Source organism: Metabacillus sediminilitoris, assembly GCF_009720625.1.
In the GTDB taxonomy this organism is placed as follows: domain Bacteria; phylum Bacillota; class Bacilli; order Bacillales; family Bacillaceae; genus Metabacillus; species Metabacillus sediminilitoris.
Window position 1 is genome coordinate 2,359,665 of the sequence record NZ_CP046266.1, and the last position, 19,586, is coordinate 2,379,250.

Annotated in this window: 18 protein-coding genes and 1 pseudogene; 15 read left to right on the top strand and 4 right to left on the bottom strand. The window is 36.0% G+C overall.

Going from position 1 to position 19,586, the window contains the following annotated elements; genetic code table 11:
* Positions 1–3 precede the first annotated feature (3 nt).
* The 7 genes and pseudogenes from GMB29_RS11175 (at position 4) to argH (ending at position 5,314) form a co-directional block, all read left to right on the top strand.
* Complete coding sequence (locus GMB29_RS11175) at positions 4–258, top strand: type B 50S ribosomal protein L31 (RefSeq protein WP_136358836.1); 255 nt, start codon at positions 4–6, stop codon at positions 256–258.
* Between the two features lie 144 nt (positions 259–402).
* Positions 403–672: a 30S ribosomal protein S14 gene (gene rpsN / locus GMB29_RS11180; protein WP_136358834.1), complete on the top strand. Its 270-nt coding sequence runs from the start codon at positions 403–405 to the stop codon at positions 670–672.
* 146 nt (positions 673–818) lie between these two features.
* On the top strand, positions 819–1,175 hold the full coding sequence (locus GMB29_RS11185) for a hypothetical protein (RefSeq protein ID WP_136358832.1): 357 nt from the start codon (positions 819–821) through the stop codon (positions 1,173–1,175).
* A 717-nt stretch (positions 1,176–1,892) separates the two neighbouring features.
* Positions 1,893–1,976, top strand: a pseudogene (locus tag GMB29_RS27675) (YjcZ family sporulation protein); the annotation flags it as partial.
* A gap of 228 nt (positions 1,977–2,204) precedes the next feature.
* Positions 2,205–2,708, top strand: coding sequence for a DinB family protein (locus GMB29_RS11195; protein WP_136358830.1), 504 nt, complete (start codon positions 2,205–2,207; stop codon positions 2,706–2,708).
* A gap of 288 nt (positions 2,709–2,996) precedes the next feature.
* Positions 2,997–3,563, top strand: coding sequence for a histidine phosphatase family protein (locus GMB29_RS11200; protein ID WP_136358828.1), 567 nt, complete (start codon positions 2,997–2,999; stop codon positions 3,561–3,563).
* 299 nt (positions 3,564–3,862) lie between these two features.
* Positions 3,863–5,314, top strand: a complete 1,452-nt coding sequence (argH, locus tag GMB29_RS11205) for an argininosuccinate lyase (RefSeq protein WP_136358826.1) — start codon at positions 3,863–3,865, stop codon at positions 5,312–5,314.
* A 417-nt stretch (positions 5,315–5,731) separates the two neighbouring features.
* Here the strand turns inward: argH and GMB29_RS11210 are convergent, their stop codons facing one another.
* Together GMB29_RS11210 and rocF are read right to left on the bottom strand one after the other, a co-directional pair.
* Complete coding sequence (locus GMB29_RS11210; protein WP_136358824.1) at positions 5,732–7,168, bottom strand: amino acid permease; 1,437 nt, start codon at positions 7,166–7,168, stop codon at positions 5,732–5,734.
* Positions 7,169–7,468: 300 nt separating this feature from the next.
* Positions 7,469–8,371 (bottom strand): arginase, encoded by a 903-nt coding sequence (gene rocF, locus GMB29_RS11215; protein ID WP_136358822.1) that lies wholly within the window; start codon positions 8,369–8,371, stop codon positions 7,469–7,471.
* 1,171 nt (positions 8,372–9,542) lie between these two features.
* On the opposite strand from rocF, the gene GMB29_RS11220 reads away from it, so the two are divergent.
* From GMB29_RS11220 to ltrA, 5 genes are all read left to right on the top strand, one after another.
* Complete coding sequence (locus GMB29_RS11220; RefSeq protein ID WP_136358820.1) at positions 9,543–10,754, top strand: multidrug effflux MFS transporter; 1,212 nt, start codon at positions 9,543–9,545, stop codon at positions 10,752–10,754.
* A gap of 143 nt (positions 10,755–10,897) precedes the next feature.
* Complete coding sequence (locus GMB29_RS11225) at positions 10,898–11,722, top strand: aldo/keto reductase (protein ID WP_136358818.1); 825 nt, start codon at positions 10,898–10,900, stop codon at positions 11,720–11,722.
* A 371-nt stretch (positions 11,723–12,093) separates the two neighbouring features.
* Positions 12,094–12,819 carry an MBL fold metallo-hydrolase gene (locus GMB29_RS11230; protein WP_136358816.1) on the top strand — a complete coding sequence of 242 codons (726 nt, stop codon included), beginning with the start codon at positions 12,094–12,096 and terminating at the stop codon, positions 12,817–12,819.
* Between the two features lie 293 nt (positions 12,820–13,112).
* Positions 13,113–13,655 carry a hypothetical protein gene (locus GMB29_RS11235; RefSeq protein ID WP_136358814.1) on the top strand — a complete coding sequence of 181 codons (543 nt, stop codon included), beginning with the start codon at positions 13,113–13,115 and terminating at the stop codon, positions 13,653–13,655.
* 606 nt (positions 13,656–14,261) lie between these two features.
* A complete protein-coding gene (gene ltrA, locus GMB29_RS11240) occupies positions 14,262–15,590 on the top strand; it encodes a group II intron reverse transcriptase/maturase (protein ID WP_155443880.1) in 1,329 nt (442 codons plus the stop codon).
* A 317-nt stretch (positions 15,591–15,907) separates the two neighbouring features.
* On the opposite strand, the gene GMB29_RS11245 is transcribed toward ltrA, so the two are convergent.
* Entirely contained in the window at positions 15,908–16,402 is a 495-nt protein-coding gene (locus tag GMB29_RS11245; protein WP_136359191.1) for an RrF2 family transcriptional regulator, read from the bottom strand.
* A 203-nt stretch (positions 16,403–16,605) separates the two neighbouring features.
* On the opposite strand from GMB29_RS11245, the gene GMB29_RS11250 reads away from it, so the two are divergent.
* Positions 16,606–17,259: an FMN-dependent NADH-azoreductase gene (locus tag GMB29_RS11250; protein WP_136359189.1), complete on the top strand. Its 654-nt coding sequence runs from the start codon at positions 16,606–16,608 to the stop codon at positions 17,257–17,259.
* Between the two features lie 34 nt (positions 17,260–17,293).
* Positions 17,294–17,737: a carboxymuconolactone decarboxylase family protein gene (locus GMB29_RS11255; RefSeq protein WP_136359187.1), complete on the top strand. Its 444-nt coding sequence runs from the start codon at positions 17,294–17,296 to the stop codon at positions 17,735–17,737.
* Positions 17,738–18,102: 365 nt separating this feature from the next.
* On the opposite strand, the gene GMB29_RS11260 is transcribed toward GMB29_RS11255, so the two are convergent.
* Entirely contained in the window at positions 18,103–18,537 is a 435-nt protein-coding gene (locus GMB29_RS11260) for a MerR family transcriptional regulator (protein WP_136359185.1), read from the bottom strand.
* Between the two features lie 182 nt (positions 18,538–18,719).
* On the opposite strand from GMB29_RS11260, the gene GMB29_RS11265 reads away from it, so the two are divergent.
* A complete protein-coding gene (locus GMB29_RS11265) occupies positions 18,720–19,571 on the top strand; it encodes an aldo/keto reductase (RefSeq protein WP_136359183.1) in 852 nt (283 codons plus the stop codon).
* The last annotated feature ends 15 nt before the right edge of the window (positions 19,572–19,586 follow it).

Sequence of the window (19,586 nt, forward strand, 5' to 3'; positions counted from 1 at the left end):
AGCATGAAACCAAACATACATCCAAACTATGGGAAAGTAGTATTTATGGACATAAACAGTGGCTATAAGTTCTTAACGGGTTCTACCAAAAAATCGAATGAAACCATCGTATGGGAAGACGGAAATACGTATCCACTAATTAAGGTAGAGATCAGCTCTGATACGCACCCGTTTTACACAGGAAAGCAGAAATTTGCAGATAAAGGCGGAAGAGTGGATCGCTTCCTTCAAAAATATAATATGAAAGAAAAGAAATAATCCATTCACTTAATATCCAAGTTAACTATTTGTTAATCTAGATAGTTGATAAAGGGAGTTAACATCGTCTTTTAACTTTAAAGAGTCTGATCTTTAAATCGTAAGCGTTATGATTATTTAAGAACATTTAGGAGGCAAACATAAGTGGCAAAGAAATCCAAAGTTGCAAAAGAGCTCAAAAGACAAAAAATGGTAGAAAAATATGCAGATTTAAGAAGAGAACTAAAAGAAAAGGGAGATTATGCTGCATTAAGTAAGCTTCCTCGTGACTCAGCACCTTCTAGGCTTCATAACCGTTGCCAAGTTACTGGGAGACCTAGAGGCTACTTAAGAAAGTTTAAGATGTCTCGTATCACTTTTCGTGAATTAGCACATAAGGGGCAGATCCCTGGAGTTAAAAAATCTAGCTGGTAAGCATTGGAACGACAGGAACATCGTGAGTGTCGTGCTTACAAGTTCCTGTTTGATTTATAGTAAGAATGCCTTTGAAGATTTAGAAAGGCCAGCCAAAACATGAGTATAAATGATTTTGAACACTAAGGGAAAGATGGTCGTTTGTTATGAATGAGAAAATGATGGAGATTTTTGCGAGGGATATTGTGGCTTCTCTACCAAGGAAGAAAAGAAAGCTTTATCAATTTATTGAAGGTATTGAAGATAGTTTAGCACAGCAATCCGAAACGAAGAAGCAATTTTTAACCCTTCTCAAAGAACAATTACCCCACCTTCAGGCAGCCAATCGCTTTAATATGCAGTTAGATGAAATAGTGAAATTGATGCACGAAATTGAAGATGAAATAAACGAAAAATTAGACAGCAGAATAAAGAATTATAAGTGGATTGACTACACAGAACAAGTACATGGTAATCAAGTTGAGACAATTAAGAACACACAGTATTTCCTTGTTTTATCATAGATAATGATTTATGTAGTCATTTTCTTCTTTTATTGAAGTGAAACAGATGAACATAGAGCTATTTAGAGGGAGAGCCTATAAACAAACATCAACTGGCAAAATGTTGTGTGTGATAAAAGGTTTCAGAAAAGATAAAGTCATACTGTCTATCCAATAAGAAGTTAAAAGGGAAATTATATGTTTTGAACATCAGAAGAGCTTAGGATGAAGTACCTTTTGGAACTTTAATAACTCTTTTAAAAGACCTCCTCATATAAAGTTTTGAAGAGGTCTGTTATTTATTGTACGGAAACAAGTTACTATAGTAATGATATAGCTGCTCCATCTGCTCAACAATCCCCGCACTAATCCTAACCAAGTCCAATATTCTTACACAAATCAGATTCTCACCAATCAGATAGTGCTGAACATGGGTAATCTCTTCATCAATCTTTGAATACAAAAGTACGCACTTACATCTCCCCATAAAAATGGGCCTAAAATTAGGCTTTTTATTGGAGAGTTCTTATCACTAGACGGGCTCCAAATTTGTCTAAACGTATATACTATTGTGTCTTAGCTTTTTACAAAAGAAAGGAAGATGTTTATATGTTCAGAAACGAAAACTATCCAAATGTTGCAGGAGCAAACTTTCCACATGTTGGTGGTGCAAATGTTCCTCACCAGCCTATGATGCCTTACAGTTATGCTGCACCTGCTTATGACCATTGCCCTCCGTATCGAGATACTTTTGTGCTCATCGTCGTGTTGTTTATCTTGTTAATTATCATTGGCGCGTCGTTCTACGGTAATAAATGTTAACCACATACCACCTGAAAAAAAGACACTTTGAAAAGTGTCTTTTTTCTTTGTGTGCCAGGATTTTTTAGTTAAATAAAAGGGCAAACTCCCATTTGTAGTTGGAATACGTAGTTTTCAATATGGCTGCTATAAATTTACTATTTCTTAGAATTTCATGATTTTGGTTGAAAATGGTATACTATGCTTTGGAAATATAAAATCAAAAACATGAAAATCGGAGGAGAAAAAATGTACACGACTATAGCCGAATTTATCGAAGAATGGAATCAAGAAGCAGCTTCAACGCAAAAGATTTTGGATGCACTGACAGATGCTTCTCTAGAGCAAAAGGTTTCGTCTGAGGATCGTACGTTAGGTGCCATTGCATGGCATATTGTATCGAGTACACCTGGAATGCTTGTGGAGTTTGGCATAAAGGTGAAAGAGTTGAAAGACCCAGCCACAATCCCAGCTTCAGCTAGGGAAATCGCTGAGACCTTTCGTAGTGTAAGTGCCGACACAAGTGATGCTGTGAAACAACAGTGGACAGATCAATCTTTAAGTGAAATGCAAAATGTGTTTGGAAGAGAGATGCCAAAAGCTGTAACCCTTTCACTGCTTATCAAGCATATTATTCATCATCGCGGTCAAATGACGATTCTTATGCGCCAAGCAGGACTGCAGGTGCCAGGAGTGTATGGACCATCAAGAGAAGAATGGAGCCAAATGGGAATGGAAGCTCCATCAATTTAAGTATTACATATGACACTAGAGCACACTGGAAACAGTGTGCTTTTTTAACGATTAGCTCATTCTGATTTCATCACTTGGAAAACAAGGGTACAAAACAGTAACGAGTGCGGTTTTCGAGTAGAAAACTTTAATTCGCAACCCATAAAATTAGCAATAGAAAAAGCAATGGAATTTATACTCCCATTGCTTTTTTATTTAAATTTTCAAAAACTGCATATGTAATAGATAAATTGATGGTAAAATTATACTAAAAATAGAGGTTTTAAATTAATAAAATAGGAGTTTATTATGGAAATTTCGCTAATCAGACACGGTAAATCTCTGTGGACTGTAAATAATCCTATAACATGTAAAGAGTTTAAAGATTGGATTGAAAACTATGATTGCAATGGGGTTTATGAAGAGAATTCATACCCACCAGAAACGATTAAAACGATTTCAAATGCGAAGGTTGTAATTACAAGCGATTTAAAAAGGTCTATCGATTCTGCAAGATATTTAAATCCAAACATAAAAACAATTTCAGACCCATTGTTTCGTGAAATAGAGTTTCCTATCCCTCCAACAAAATTATGGGGAGTAAAGCTAAACCCAAATACTTGGGCAGTATTTTTGAGATGCTTGTGGTTTAGCGGCTATTCAAGTGGTTGCGAATCTTTAAACGATGCAAAAAACAGAGCAAAAAAAGCATCGAAACGTTTAGTGGTAAATGCAAAAGAAAATGATGTCGCAGTATTAGTTGGGCACGGATTTTTTAATATGATGATTGCGAAAGAACTTCAAAAATTAGGTTGGATAGGTTATCGAAAAATAAGTTCTAAGCATTGGCACTCAACTACATATTCGTTTAAGTAACGATTACTATCCTTTGTTATTCAATTAATGCAAATTCTTAAGGCATAAATTTAGTCGTCCACTTAACACCCATTTTTAGTACATATTTTGGAGATTGTCTGCTGGACAGCATACTGTTGCTAATTAATATGCAAATTGGATTTCAAATTATATTGCTAATTTTATTTTTCTACTTCATAACCGCACCCGTTAACAAAACAGATGCTCCTTTTTCTGGAAGAAACGGTTTACAAGCTCAAGAAAAGGAGTGAAAGAATATAAATACATAAGAAACATTTGGACTGGAGTGAACAAGAAACATGTCTTCCAATCGATCTCGTATTTATATTAATCATATTCTTGAGCCTGGCTACAATTTTACAAAAACACATTTTCAAACATTTATGTTAGAAATTAATATTGCTCATGCCGCTATGCTGGCACATACAAACATTTTACAGGAGCATGATGCGAAAAAAATCATCCAAGCCAATCAACAGCTATTAGTGAAAGGGTTCCAAAAAGAGTATAACCCCGCATATGAAGATTTATTTTTTATGATAGAAGCGGAGTTAAAAAAGGAAATTGGTGATGAATTAGTTGGGAATATGCATATCGCATTTAGTCGAAACGATATGGATGCAACGATGTACCGGATGTTATGGCGTGAACAGCTTGTCCATTGGATGGGTCTGCTTACCGACTTGAAAAAACAACTTCTTCAGCTTGCGAAGGAGCATGAACTGACAGTCATGCCGGCATATACACATAACCAGCAAGCGCAACCGACGACATTTGCTCATTATCTTCTTGCCATTGACAAACACCTAGAAAGAGATCTCGATCGAGGATTTGGTTTACTTAACCGAATCAACCAATCTCCAATGGGAGCTGCAGCTTTAGGGACGACAGGCTTTCCAATAGACCGCCATTTTATCTCCAAAAAATTAGCCTTTGATCAGCCTCTAGATAATTCCTACGATTCGATTAGTGCGGCAGATTATATGCTTGAAATCGTCAGCACATTATCCATCACCTTAAGTACATTGTCTCGTTTTGTCTACGACTTAATGTTTTTGGCAACAAATGAGGTTGATGCGATAAGATTGGATGAAAGCTTAGTCCAAACCTCAAGCATCATGCCGCAAAAACGTAATCCTTCATCACTCGAACATACCCGATCCATGATTAGTAGAACGATAGGGGAATTGCAATCTGCATTTATGATGACTCATAGTGTGCCTTTCGGTGATATTGTCGATATTGGTGATGATATTCAGCCAATGATCGAACATGGTTTTTCTCAATCTGTTAAAATTGTCGAGTTATTAATGGAAATTCTCAGGAATATGATGATCAATAAAGATAAATTATTAAAACGTTGTCAAGACGGGTTCTCTACTGTCACTGAATTAGCAGACGTTCTTGTAAGAGAATACAAGCTTTCGTTTCGTCAATCACATCAGCTTGTTCATATGTATGTAAAAATGTTAGTTGATAACGGGAGAACCTTGAATGATGGAAATGTGGAGCTAATCAAGGATATTGCGAAAAAAAGCTTTAATCTTGCATTACCATTAACTGAGGAACATTATAAAAAGGCGATTGATCCTTATCATTTTATTCTTGTTCGTTCTGTCATGGGAGGGCCTAATCCGAAAGAAACAGAAAAACAGCGGATGTTATCAGCTCAGCGATTAGAAATGTTTATCAGTGAATTGGATGGTTGGAAAGATAAATTTAGATTGTATAAAGATAAATTGAGAAAATAGTAGTTTGGTGCAAACAGTCATTTTAGTTTACTATGAGATGGGCACAATTCTGCAAATGAATTGCGCCTTTTTCTATGCCTAATAAAGAATAGGAGGGAAAAAGAGTAAATGGAGTCGATTGTGAAAAAAACGATTAAATTTCTAAATATATAAAACAAGATGCCTAAAGACAGAAAAGTTGGCTAAAACGGATCTTAAGGTTGATTGTGCCCTATTTTACATTAGCAACATCGTTTACGACGGCAGCCAATTATAAAGTAAAAAGGCATGATAAAGTGCGTTCAATGGAACTTTATCATGCCTTATAATTTTTTCAGTGCCCTCGTTTTTTAACAGGAAGTAATACCCCACCTCTAAGCTTAAGTTATACAAGAAGCGAAGGGGGGAACTTCCCGTAAAAGTCCGATAAGTCTCGCTTTAAATGATCATTTTTTGTTCTGATTTTAATTGTAGTTCTTGTTGCAGATTATCTGGTTTCATTTTTTTCTTTATCTTGACGTGATAGATGACGTAGCAACTCAACATAAATGGAATACCACAGTAAAGAGCAATTCTTTGCTCAGAATCAAATGCTAAGCTGATCATGACGATACTATTCAAGACTAATGCTAACAATGGCAGAAATGGATAAAGCGGTGTTTTAAATTTTAGATCCTCAATTTTACCGCCATTGCGAATATATTTTCTTCGGAAGGCTAATTGTGAAGCTGAGATCGCAATCCAGCCAATTTGCGCTCCAAGTCCTGCAATGGAAAGCAACCAGACGAAAACAGTTTCGGCAGCTACTACACTGGTTAAGAGCGACAATCCTGAGATACCGAGTGTGATCAAGAGGGCATTCATTGGAACTCCTCTTTTATTGACTTTTGCTAAAGATGGGCTTGCCATTCCTTCTTTTGAAAGAGAATAAAGCATACGAGTTGCTGCATAAAGGCCTGAATTACCTACAGATAGCAGGGCAGTTAAAATAACGAAGTTCATAATATCTGCTGCATACGGTATCCCAATGCTGTCAAAAACAACAACGAACGGACTTTCAACAACGCCTGCCTGTTCTCTTGGAATAAGTCCAGCTAAAACAAAGATGGCTAATACGAAAAAGAAAAGGGTCCGCCAAACGGTTTGTTTAATCGATCTTGGAATCGTTTTTTCCGGATTTTCACTTTCACCTGCTGCGATCCCAATCAACTCAGTTCCTTGGAAAGAAAAGTTGACGGTAATCATCGTAATTAATAAAGCTGTTATTCCGTTAGGGAGAAGACCTTCAGCAAAGAAATTTGAAAAAAACGGTGCTTCTTGTCCATTTTTCAAATCAATGAATCCGAACATTGCAGCGCCGCCAAGAATGATAAACATGACGATTGCAAGCACTTTAATACTAGAAAACCAAAATTCTGCTTCACCAAAAGCTTTGGCAGAAAGGGCATTTAATAAAAATAAGGCAATGGCAAAGATGGCACACCACATCCAAATTGGCGATTCAGGGAACCAACGCTGCATCAATTGTCCAGCTGATAAGAATTCCAGTGCAACTGTTACGGCCCAACCTAACCAATATAACCAACCGATGGCAAACCCTGTTGCAGGTCCGATGAATTTTGTCGTATAGGTCTGAAAGGATCCGGAAACAGGCATCGCAACAGAAAGTTCACCAAGACAAAGCATCGTCAAAAACATGATAAAACCGCCGACTAAGAATGAAAGAATGGCACCTGTGGGGCCTGCTTGGTTGATCGTATAACCGGTACCTAAGAAAAAGCCTGTACCGATCACACCTCCTAGTGAAATCATGAATAAATGCCTCGATGTCATACTTCTTTTTAATTCATGTTGTTCATTGTGTGCTGTTTTCATTAAAATTCTCCTTTAGATTAAGGTAAGGGAAAATGATCGAACCACTGATAAATAGGAATTCAAAACAGTGTTGTGTCGGGTGAGGGCACATACCATATTAAGTAAGATCTGAATGTTTTTGTTAAAGCTCCTCATATAATATCCAGCTAAAATGGACGTTGTAATTCCGTCATCTAGCCATGATGCTCAACATTCAATTGATAACGACCAGGTTATTTAAATAGCAGTCTATGTACTGGCTTTTCCATAGCATGCACCCCTGCGACCTTGACTGTTAAAAACTAAGATAGAAAAATTCTATTATAATAACTTTTCACCAAAAAGAGAACCCATTAATGCAACTGCTACCTCAGCCGTTTTATTTTTTTCATCCAAGATCGGATTAATCTCAACAAATTCAGCAGAAGTAATGATTTTTGATTCCTCAAGAATTTCCATCGCCAAGTGGCTTTCTCGGTAACTAATCCCGCCTAAAACAGGTGTACCAACACCAGGTGCATCACTCGGATCAAGTCCATCTAAATCAAGAGAGAGGTGAACGCCATCAGTTTTTTCTTTTAAATATTTGACCGCTTCTTCCATCACCTTCGTCATTCCGAGACGGTCAATTTCGTGCATTGTATACACCTTTATTCCTTTGTCACGGATCAGCAGTCTTTCTCCTTCATCTAAAGAGCGAGCACCAATAATGACAATATTTTCTGGTTTCACTTTCGGACAATAGTCAGCAATATTTGTTAATGCAGGGTGGCCGATCCCTATGCTTACGGCTAAAGGCATCCCGTGAATGTTACCAGAAGGAGAGGTTTCACTCGTATTCAAATCACCATGTGCATCATACCAAATGACACCTAAGTTGTCATAATGCTTAGAGATTCCAGCAAGTGTACCGATCGCAATACTATGATCACCACCAAAAACAAGCGGAAATGAACCCGATTCTACAATGTCATTTACAGCTGAAGCAAGCTTCGTATTCGCTTCTGTTACCGCTTTCAAAAATTTCAAATTCGTATCAGATTCCGCTTCAGCCATACCAGGTCTACCAATCTCAATATCACCTTTATCATGAATCTTATAACCTAGCTTTTCTAAACGCTCAACAACACCAGCATAACGAATCGCACTAGGACCCATATCTACACCACGTCTCGACTGCCCTAAATCCATTGGCATCCCAATAATTGATATTTGATTTTTCATCTTGTCATTTCCTCCTTTGTTGATTGCTCCAATTGTATCTTACTAGAGAAGAATGACTCAACTCGACATGTTTATGTATAATTATTCAGAGGTATGCAAAATTAATATTCTAAAAAATTATTATTTAAATCTACTGATTTTAAAATATTTTGCAAGATGTATTGAATACAAGGTTATTTTCTTGTTTTCACTACTTTTAACTTTTAATTATTACTAAATTTAATATTTATATATAACAACACATCGACAAGAGGTAAGTTGTTTACTTATGTTAATTTTTAAAAAAATTTTTAATAGACTCTCAACTTTTCAAAAGAGAGGAACGATTAACCTTCTATCTACTTATTTTAGTAAAACATATTTTTCCAGATTTCATTACATGAGATAAGATATTTCTTACGATTCGATTAGAATGACAGGATCATATGCATGAAATCGTTAGCGCATGATCATCACCTTGAGCACGTTGTCTTTTGACTTAAAGTTTTCGCATGCAAATGAGGGTGACGCGATAAGATGGATGAAGGCTTAGTTCAAACCTCAAAACCCATTTAAATTAGTAGGACAATAGGGGAAGGGCAATCGCTTTTATGATGGCATATAGTGATTTGTTGATAGTGTCGATATTAGTGATGAAACAAATGATCAAACATGATTTTTATCAATCTGTTCAATTTGTCGAGTTATGAATGAAAATCTCCGTACAATAAGGTTAAATTTCGTGCATTTAAAGATGAGTTAAGAAAAAAATGCAGGGGCAATGAAAATGAAAAGAAAGTCCGAATTTTACGGATATTTGTTAAAATCACTTTTTACTTATGCGATGTGTATCATTTGACGATCGGTTTTGTCATATGCTAATTTGTATGCATGAACATACATTTTTTAGTGGTTTTACTGGCAAGTGGAAAATGAATGTTTGACCAGTCTCATCATGAACCATTTATTTCATTTGTGATGGGGAAACGGAGGTATACAACTAGGAACGATCTTTAAAGTCGAAAGCTTATTCAAGAACTGGAGTTTTATCTGGCATTAGTTTTTTATTTGGAAGCAGGACCATCCATTATTTATGGTTTATCTCAAAAACTACATATTTTGCTATGATTTAAGTAAGCTGAAAAAGTAGTTTAATAGAAAAAGTCTGTTTTGACAGAGAGGCGAGAACAACTTGACAAATTTAACAGGAGTGAAACGTTTACAACTAGCTTTGCTATTAGGGTCACTTGGCCTTTTAGGCCCATTTACAATTGACACGTATTTGCCTTCCTTTCCGACAATTGTAGAAGATTATCACACGAATGCGTCACTCGTACAAATTAGTTTAACGTCATGCCTTTTAGGACTTGGACTCGGGCAATTGATTATTGGGCCAATGAGTGATGTTCAAGGGCGACGTAAGCCATTGCTTATTTTTCTCAGCTTGTACATATTAGCATCTTTAACATGTGCATTCGCACCAAATATTTATTTCTTCATTACTTCTCGCTTTGTTCAAGGGTTTGCTGCAGCTGGCGGCCTTGTTATTTCGAGAGCAATTGTTCGAGATGTTTATAGTGGAAGGGAGCTTACAAAGTTTTTCGCATTATTGATGTTAGTAGGCAATCTTGGACCTATTGTAGCACCAATAGCTGGTGCTGGTATTCTTGCTTTTGCCGATTGGTCCTGGGTTTTTATTGCCTTGACTTGTATTGGCCTGGTGCTATTGTTAACGGTGGTATGGAAACTAGAGGAATCATTGCCACAGGAAAAACGTATTCCTAGCAACTTTTCACAGGTAGTGAAGAATTTTGGAACTCTATTAAAAGATCGTAAGTTCGCAGGCTATGCCCTAACTCAAGCTTTTATTATTGCCGGAATTTTTGCTTACGTATCTGGTATTTCATTTGTCTATCAAAATATTTATGGTGTATCACCACAAGGGTTTAGTTTATTATTTGGCGTAAATGGGATTGCCTTAATCATAGGAACCCAGTCAGTTGGCCGGCTTTCAGATATTATTTCAGAGAAAACCTTCTTAAAGATCGGTTTACTTATCGCTAACACTTCTGCTGTATTATTACTAGTAGCTATTTTTCTAAAAGCACCGCTATTCCTTTTTGCCGTTCCGGTCTTCTTTTTCGTATCTTCGATTGCTATTATTTCAACAACGTCTTTTTCATTAGCAATGGAGACACAAGGTCATATTGCCGGAAGCGCCTCTGCACTATTAGGTGTATTGCCATTTATACTCGGCTCATTAACGGCTCCGCTTGTAGGATTAGCTGGAGAAAATTCAGCTGTCCCAATGGGCATCATTATCTTTTTAGCAAGCTTCTTAGCCTTTCTATCTTATTATGGACTAGTCCGAAAGGCTTCCTTACCGGTACACGTTACAAGATAATGTAACTAATTATGTAAATAACAAGTTAACCTTATTAGATCAATCTTTTTTAGTTTTCAACAAAGATTGTATGAAATCATGAAAATATCTAGATATTAGTATGGTTAGCTTGTTTCAATTTTTTATAAAAGGAGAAATGGAAAATGAACTTTGTTACCTTAAACAATGGCTTGAAAATGCCTCAGCTTGGATTTGGAGTTTGGCAGGTTGGCGATGATGAAGCAACTTCTGCTGTTGCAAAAGCGATTGAAGTTGGTTATACATCGATTGACACAGCGATGATCTACCAAAATGAAGTGGGAGTTGGAAAAGCAATTAAACAAGCATCTGTCCCACGCGAGAAATTATTTATTACAACAAAGGTTTGGAATAGTGATCAAGGATATGAGAATACATTGCGTGCTTTTGATGAAAGTTTAGAGAGATTAGGCCTTGATTATGTTGATCTATATTTAATCCACTGGCCGACTCCGCAATATGATGAATATGTCGATACATATAAAGCATTAGAAAAGCTTTACCATGATGGTCGTGTGAAAGCGATCGGTGTTTGTAACTTTGAAATTGAACATTTAGAGCGTCTTATAAAAGAATGTGAAGTCGTCCCAGTTCTAAACCAAATTGAGTGTCATCCGTACCTGGCACAAAATGAAATAAAGGAATTCTGTGCCAAACATAATATTTTTGTAGAAGCATGGAGCCCTCTTGATCAAGGAGGAGAAGTGCTGCAGGATGAAGTGATTCAAAAGCTTGCTGCCACACACAGCAAAACTCCAGCACAAGTTGTGCTGCGCTGGCATTTACAAAATAATACGATTGTCATTCCTAAATCAGTTACACCATCAAGAATCGAAGAAAACTTCCATGTTTTTGATTTCGAACTAACGGCGGATGAAATGGTCGAAATTAATCAACTTAACCGTAATCGACGTAAAGGTCCACATCCAGCCGACATGAATGTTCGATAAGCAAAATTGAAATATAGACCCAAATAAAGCCCATCCTGCCTAACAGCTCGGATGGGCTTTACTGTTCACGTTAAATGAAAACTGAATCTATCCATTTGACTGGACTCTTACAGCATAGTATATAACTACATACTTTTATCTGAGCGCATCTCTCAATGAAAACTGATGAAAATATGGACTGAAAAAATGACAAATCTTCTAGATCATACCCTGTATTAAAAATGAGGGCATTTTTTTAGTTGGTTCTGTTAAACATTTTTGTTGATTTCCTTGTTATACAAATGAAGCAGGTTAGAAAGAAGGAATTAAATAGTAAAAGAAGAAATATAGGACAGTAAGCATCTTATTGATATATACAGGGGGAGAGGTTCATGCAAGTTACTCAAGTAAACATGATGTATAAAATCACATTTTACAATTCGAAAGGTTTATCTGTTAATTGTTATCTTGTTGAAGAAAATGAATACTTTACTCTTATTGATACAGCAATGGAAGAACATGCTGAAAATATTCTTAGGGTAGCAAAGGATTTAGGAAAACCAATAACCAATATTATATTGACTCATGCTCATCATGACCATATAGGCGGCTTAGACACAATGAAACAACTAATCTCCCATAGTACAGTATATATTTCCCACCGAGAAGCACCACTAATGAATGGTGACTTATCATTAAATGAAGACGAACCCAAAACTCCAATTCGTGGAATATTCCCTAAAAAAATCACATCGAAAGCAGACATTTTACTTCAAGATGGAGAACGTATTGGTTCCTTACTAGCGTTATTTACACCAGGACATACACCAGGTTCAATGTCTTTTATAGACACTCGTAATCATGCGTTGATAGCAGGAGATGCTTTTCAAACAATAGGTGGTCTGGCAGTGGCTGGTCAAATTAGAGAATCGTTTCCATTCCCAGCCAAGGGAACATGGAATAAGGAAATTGCTCTAAAAAGTGCTCGAAAAATACAGAGTTACAATCCATCCCTGCTTGCTGTTGGACATGGAGAAATAGTAAATCAACCACATGCTGATATATCTATGGCAATAGCAGAAACTGAGCAAAACTTAAACCAAGAGAAAAATAGTTAAAAGAGTTTCATGTTCATTAATGAGTAGTATATAGCTGTAGACTATATCTAAGTGAAGGTTTCTAGTGAAGAAAAACGTCAAGTCGTTTTTCTTCGCTATTTTTATTAACTGGAGCATTTTATAATATGAAGTTTTCTTTTTGCAAAGGACAAAGTTATTGAACAACCCTTTTAAAGTGTAGAAGAAATTGTGAAGGTTTATACTTAAACAAACGGTGCAGGTTAGTTAAAGAAAATTACAATAAATTTATACAATATGTAGTATTGTTGTATTTAATAATAAGGAGGGATGAAGTGCGAAATAGTATAGTTTTTTCTATTATTTTAGGTTTCATGTTTCTAATAACTGGTTGCAATTATCCTACTTTACAAGAAGCGATTAATAATGACATACCCTATAAAGTAAGCGAAGTTATACATACTAAGAAAATTGATGATATTACAGTGGTTCTCTATACGACAGAAGCAAAAGGGGAGGAATTCAGTTATATAAAAGAACCTGTGTTAGGTGTAGCTTTCATTAAAGGTAATAACAAAGAAGGTTGGAAAAATGATGGTCCTAATGGTTGGGAGCATTATCAAAATGAAAATTATACAATCTATTATCAACCTTATACAAAATATAATGAACAAGGTGAGTTACTAAAAGATTTTGATGTGGTTTATGGAGAAATAAATAATAAGGATATTCAAAAGATTGAAATAGCAAAGCAAGGTATGAAAGATTTCACAGAAACAAAAATGATTAAACAAGGAAATAAACGATATTATCTTGGAATTGGATATCATCCAGAAGTTAGAGCTGTAAGCAGTAATGGTGAAGTTATTAATCAATAATAGAATCTTACTCAAGTAACGTGTGCTTTTGTCCAATAGCATATGCAGCGATTTAGCTAAAATTATTGTTGACGATTTTCAATAATCGGGCGCTTGTGCGGCCAAGCTTAGGTCGTATCATATAACGGGTGGGATTCCCGTCGAGTAAGAACTAGCCATTCGCTCGTAGCGAGTCTTGGAGGACTAAAGGTAACTTTAGTCTTTAAGCGTAGACAGTTAGGTGGCGGGCCGAAAGCCAACTGGTTGAAGGGATTGAGCTCCATAATGATTGTAAATCGAGAGGGCTGATGCTTTAAGCGCTGCAGAAAGCTACATTTTATCTTTCGATAAAGGCTAGAAGGGTAAAACCTCTCTGGAGTCATAGACCTTGGCACGTTATACATTGATATGATACGGCAACTTGGGAGACCCTACCGGTCTTTTCTTTTTTTTAGAAGAGTATGGTGTACAAGCGATAAAAAGCAAGGAAACCAAATGCCGATGTAGGGAGTCGGATAGCAGCGTAGTACCAATGAAGTTGGGTAATGCCGATGGAGGAAAGGCTGCTACCTAGTTATCACCCTTGCTAGGGACACATTTACTACACACAGAGGTAGGTATAACTAAATGGAAACAAAACTACTAAGGATAGCAGAATTAGCAAAATCTGATCCTAAAATGAAATTCACATCACTTGCACATTTATTAAATAAGCAAGCACTAGCTCAATGTCATCATGAACTACCCAATAGGAAAGCAACCGGGATTAACGGTACAACTAAAGAGAAATACGGTGAAAATTTAGAAGAAAACATAGAGGAGTTAGTAAGTAGGCTTAAAAGCAAAAGTTATCGTCCTGTTCCAGTAAGGAGAATGTATATTCCGAAGCTCAATTCAAATAAGAAAAGACCATTAGGAATACCGGAACACGAAGACAAGATTGTTCAAAAAGGCATTACAAAGATACTAAATACCATCTTTGAAAATGATTTTCTAGATTGTTCCTTTGGGTTTCGTTCAAACCGTAGTTGCCATGATGCTTTGAAAATACTGAACTTCTATATTGAAAAGAGATCAGTAAATTATGTAGTTGATGTCGATATTAAAGGATTCTTTGACAACGTTGACCACAAATGGATGATGGAGTTCTTAAAACTGCGAATTGCTGACCCCAACCTATTAAGAATAATTGGTAGGTTTCTTAAAGGTGGATACATGGAGGAAGGTAAGAAATACAAAACAGACAATGGCACACCGCAAGGTGGAGTAATATCTCCGGTATTAGCCAATGTGTATCTCCATTATGTCCTCGACTTATGGTTTGAGAAAAAGGTCAAGAAACAATGCAAGGGGCAGGCATATATAGTAAGGTATGCAGATGACTTTGTGTGCTGTTTTCAATATCAGAGCGAAGCTCAGGAATTCTTCCAATCATTAAAATGTAGATTAAAGAAATTTAACTTGGAAATTGCCGAGGATAAAACCAAAATTATTCCCTTCGGGCGGTTTGCCGAGAAATATGCAAAACAAAAGGGAAATAGTAAACCAGCGACCTTTGATTTCCTAGGCTTTACACACTATTGCGGGAAAAGCAAACAAGGGAAATTTCGGGTGAAACGGAAATCCAGTAGGAAGAAAGTCCAAGGTAAACTAAAAGAGTCTAAAGAATGGCTGAAGAAGAATAGAAATAAAGATATTCATATGATCATGGACAGATTTAGACGCTCGCTTATAGGTTATTACAACTATTATTGCATAACTGATAATACCCTAAATGTTAGCAACTTCAAAGATAAAATCGAGAACTTACTGTTTAAATGGCTCAATAGAAGAAGTCAAAGGAAATCCTTTACATGGGATAAATTCAGACTATTTCTTGATAAATATCCACTACCTTCACCGAAAATTAAAGTGAATATATATGATTTAAGAAAAGAAATTAGCTACATTCTGTGAACGATGACTAGGAGGAGCCGTGTGCATTAATAGTGCAAGCACGGTTCTGTGAGGGGATGGAGTACAATTTACCGTAAGGTAGAAAGGCTCTCTTCTACTCGACTTCTGGAATAAGGAAAGTGCTATTTTCCATTTTAGGGCCATATTGTTGAAGATCACAGTGGAAGAGATTGTGAAGAAATGTACTTAAACTAAAGGTCAGGTTAGTTGAGGATTGGTTGTAGTTATCAATAGACAATAGAAAGAAACGTTTCCATGAATTAAGAAAAAACCTCCCTAAATTCCTATTAATTAAGGAATTTCACGGGAGGTTTGTTTTATATGTTACTCTTCGCAAAATATTTCTGAGTATCTTCACGTATTTGTTTGGGTAAGACACGATCAAGCTCTTCATTTAACCATGAAAGTGTTTTACTACGCAAGAAATCACGCATTTTTTCTTCTGCAGAGAGCATAACTAAATTGATAGTGCAAGAGGAGCTACCTGAAGTGCAGACTTTGTCTCTATACAAATAACCGTTATCTTTAATATTTTTACATTGAAAAATAGGCTTAGGGCCTTCAACTGCTTCAATTACATCCCAAAAGGAAATATCTTCTGGGGACTTAGATAACCTATATCCTCCCTTTACACCAGGGACAGAACTTACAATACCAGCCTTAGATAATTTACCAAAAACTTTTGAAAGAAATGTCTCAGAAAGTCCTTGGAATTCTGCCAACTCCTTTATCCCAACACTTTCCTTAGAAGGAACATCGATTAAATAAACCAGACAATGTAGAGCATATTCAACTCCGACACTATATTGCATATAAACTCACCTACTTTTGATTTTAAGGGTTATTAAATTGTATCTTAGGAGTATTTAGAGTGTTAGTCAAATAAAATCTCTTTTTGGTAAATTATATTCAATTGACAAAAATAATGATAGCCTTTATATTAGAGACAGGATTAATCGACGATTAATTTAATCTTCAATTTGAACCTAAAATTCATTTTAAAGGAGAAATTCAAATGAACAAAACTCTAATCATAAACGCACATCCAAAAATAGATAGTACTTCTTCAGTTAGCTTGCAAGTTTTTAACCACTTTTTGAAAGCTTATAAAGAATTAATTCCTGATAGCGAAGCAATTGAACAGATTAACTTGTACAGAGATGAAGTGCCTATGGTAGATAATACGGTTTTAAGTGCATGGGAAAAACAACGAAAAGGACAGGAGCTAACTAGCCTAGAACAAAAAGTAACGGAGCGTATGTCCGAGATCTTACAACAATTTAAAAGTGCAAATACGTATATCATCGTTTTACCTTTGCATAATTTTAATATTCCATCAAAGTTAAAAGACTATATGGACAATATCATGATTGCACGTGAAACTTTTAAATATACTGAAAATGGGTCAGTGGGACTACTTAAAGACGGACGAAGAATGCTTGTCATACAAGCAAGTGGATCAATCTATACAAATGATGATTGGTATACAGAAGTTGATTACTCTAATAAATACCTGAAGTCAATGTTCAATTTCCTTGGTATTGAAGATTATCAAATTATTCGGGCACAAGGAACTGCTTTACTAGAACCAAATGAAGTATTACAAAAAGCATATAAAGAAGCTGAAGAAGCTGCTTCAAGATTAGCTGCTAAATTAATACTGTCTTAAATGAAAAGAAAAGGTATTTAAGGAGGTAATTAAATTGGAACAACGAGTTGATTATTACAATGTAGCACCAGAAGCACTTAAAATAATGATGGAAATGGAGAAGTATACGAAAACTACAGGTACAGACCGTAAACTTCGTGAACTTATAAAAATTCGGGCTTCTCAAATAAATGGTTGTGCATATTGTATTAACATGCATACAGCTGATGCTAGAAAAATGGGAGAAACCGAACAACGTTTATATTGTATTAGTGCTTGGAGAGAGTGCACATTTTACACAGATGCTGAAAAAATTGCTCTTGAGTTGACAGAGTACGTGACTTTAATTCCTACAAAACGTGTACCAGATGAGCTTTATCAACGAGTACGTGAACATTATGACGAGAGACAGTATGTTGATCTTGTTCTAATAATCAATCAAATCAACAGTTGGAATAGAATTTCTATTGCAATGGGGAATACTGCAACTGAAAAATAATTACTCTCAACAAACATCTAATAGTGTTCGTCTCGGATTGTAAACAAATGGCATCCAAATGAACCAATTTGGATGTTTTTCCATTTTATGCTTATGCCCATAAAAATAAAGTATGATGGTCGCCTTCTTTCTTATTACACACGAAAAGAATGTGAAATATTGCTTAAAGTAACGGGTGCAAGAGTTGAAGATACAGCTGCCATTTTTGGTGGCTTTTTTCTTTATGTACTAACGTGGCAGATTAGTTGAAGAAGGGAAGATTTTTCTTTAAGGCAAAATAGGAGCACTACTGTCGTTATTGTAGAATCACATAGTTAACGAATTCAGTTATTAATGCTTAGAACAAGCCGATTTTCCAAAAGAAATCAGCTTGTTCTTTTTTGGTGCGGGGTATTAGCATTTATTGACTCCCATTCTTTAGGATTCGTGTCATCTGGGACCACACCATTGATAATATCAAGGTAGTGATTTGCTTTTTCTTCCATATATTTAGCTCTTTGTTTTGCCTCCTCTAACTGAGCCAGAGCAATGGCTTTTTGTTTCATAATGATTTCATAGCGTTCTTGAATGGTAGAACGGCCTTCCAAACACAAATCTACATAGGATTTAATGTCTTCCACTGACATACCACATTGTTTCAGATATTTAACACCTATAAGCCAACTGATTGATTCTTCATCAAAAAGTCGATTATTGTTTTTATCACGCTGTACACTAGGAACTAATCCTTTATCCGTATAGAAACGAACGGTATGTTCAGTCAGATCAAGTAGTTTGGATACTTCCTTCACAGTATACATTTTACCACTCCCTAAAAAATTTTTTATAAATCTGTTTAAAATCCCTTGCCTTCGCGTTACTCGAAGGTGATAGGATTATCATAGTTCAAGTTACTGAAATTGTAAATCACCAACCATAAAGGACAAATGGGATAAAATCAGTGATTTGAAATATTACATTTAAAACACAGGAGGAATTATATATGCAAAAAGTAATTTTAAACAATGGAGTTGAGATGCCAATTCTCGGCTTTGGTGTGTATCAAATTGAAGATGCAAACAAATGTGAACAGGCCGTTTATGATGCCCTTATGGCAGGTTATCGCTTGATTGATACAGCTGCGGCTTATATGAATGAAGAAGCGGTCGGCAGGGCTATCAAAAAGAGTGGTGTCCCAAGAGAGGAAATCTTTGTTACAACAAAACTTTGGATACAGGATGCAGGTTATGAAAGTGCAAAGAAGGCATTCGCAAAATCACTGGAAAGACTGCAATTGGATTATTTGGATCTATACTTAATTCATCAGCCATTTGGTGATGTATATGGTTCTTGGCGGGCTATGGAGGAATTGTACGCGCAAGGAAAGATCAGGGCGATCGGGGTAAGTAACTTCCATATGGACCGTTTAATAGACTTAATTAATCATAATGAAGTAACCCCTGCCGTGAACCAAATTGAAACGCATCCTTTTTGTCAGCAAATCGAAAGTGCAAAATTTATGAAAGAGAACAACGTTCAGATAGAGTCCTGGGGACCTTTTGCTGAAGGAAAAAATAACATATTCCAGAACGAAACTTTAGTAGCGATGGCTGAAAAGTATAATAAATCCGTGGCTCAGGTAATTTTACGTTGGTTGACACAAAAAGGAGTCGTGGCCATTCCAAAATCTGTTCATAAAGAAAGAATCATCGAAAACTTCAATATCTTTGACTTTGAATTAAATCAAGAGGATATGGATCGGATTGCTGCTTTAGATACACAAGACAGTGTGTTCTTTTCTCATAGAGATCCCGAATTTGTAAAATGGCTCGGTAACGTTAAATTTGATGTTTAATATTTTTTATCACCC

Coding starts and splice junctions, on each gene's coding strand:
- GMB29_RS11175 (WP_136358836.1), top strand. CDS start 4: ATGAAACCAAACATACATCCAAACTATGGGAAAGTAGTATTTATGGAC.
- GMB29_RS11185 (WP_136358832.1), top strand. CDS start 819: ATGAATGAGAAAATGATGGAGATTTTTGCGAGGGATATTGTGGCTTCT.
- GMB29_RS11195 (WP_136358830.1), top strand. CDS start 2,205: ATGTACACGACTATAGCCGAATTTATCGAAGAATGGAATCAAGAAGCA.
- GMB29_RS11200 (WP_136358828.1), top strand. CDS start 2,997: ATGGAAATTTCGCTAATCAGACACGGTAAATCTCTGTGGACTGTAAAT.
- argH (WP_136358826.1), top strand. CDS start 3,863: ATGTCTTCCAATCGATCTCGTATTTATATTAATCATATTCTTGAGCCT.
- GMB29_RS11210 (WP_136358824.1), bottom strand. CDS start 7,168: ATGAAAACAGCACACAATGAACAACATGAATTAAAAAGAAGTATGACA.
- rocF (WP_136358822.1), bottom strand. CDS start 8,371: ATGAAAAATCAAATATCAATTATTGGGATGCCAATGGATTTAGGGCAG.
- GMB29_RS11225 (WP_136358818.1), top strand. CDS start 10,898: ATGAACTTTGTTACCTTAAACAATGGCTTGAAAATGCCTCAGCTTGGA.
- GMB29_RS11230 (WP_136358816.1), top strand. CDS start 12,094: ATGCAAGTTACTCAAGTAAACATGATGTATAAAATCACATTTTACAAT.
- ltrA (WP_155443880.1), top strand. CDS start 14,262: ATGGAAACAAAACTACTAAGGATAGCAGAATTAGCAAAATCTGATCCT.
- GMB29_RS11245 (WP_136359191.1), bottom strand. CDS start 16,402: ATGCAATATAGTGTCGGAGTTGAATATGCTCTACATTGTCTGGTTTAT.
- GMB29_RS11250 (WP_136359189.1), top strand. CDS start 16,606: ATGAACAAAACTCTAATCATAAACGCACATCCAAAAATAGATAGTACT.
- GMB29_RS11260 (WP_136359185.1), bottom strand. CDS start 18,537: ATGTATACTGTGAAGGAAGTATCCAAACTACTTGATCTGACTGAACAT.
- GMB29_RS11265 (WP_136359183.1), top strand. CDS start 18,720: ATGCAAAAAGTAATTTTAAACAATGGAGTTGAGATGCCAATTCTCGGC.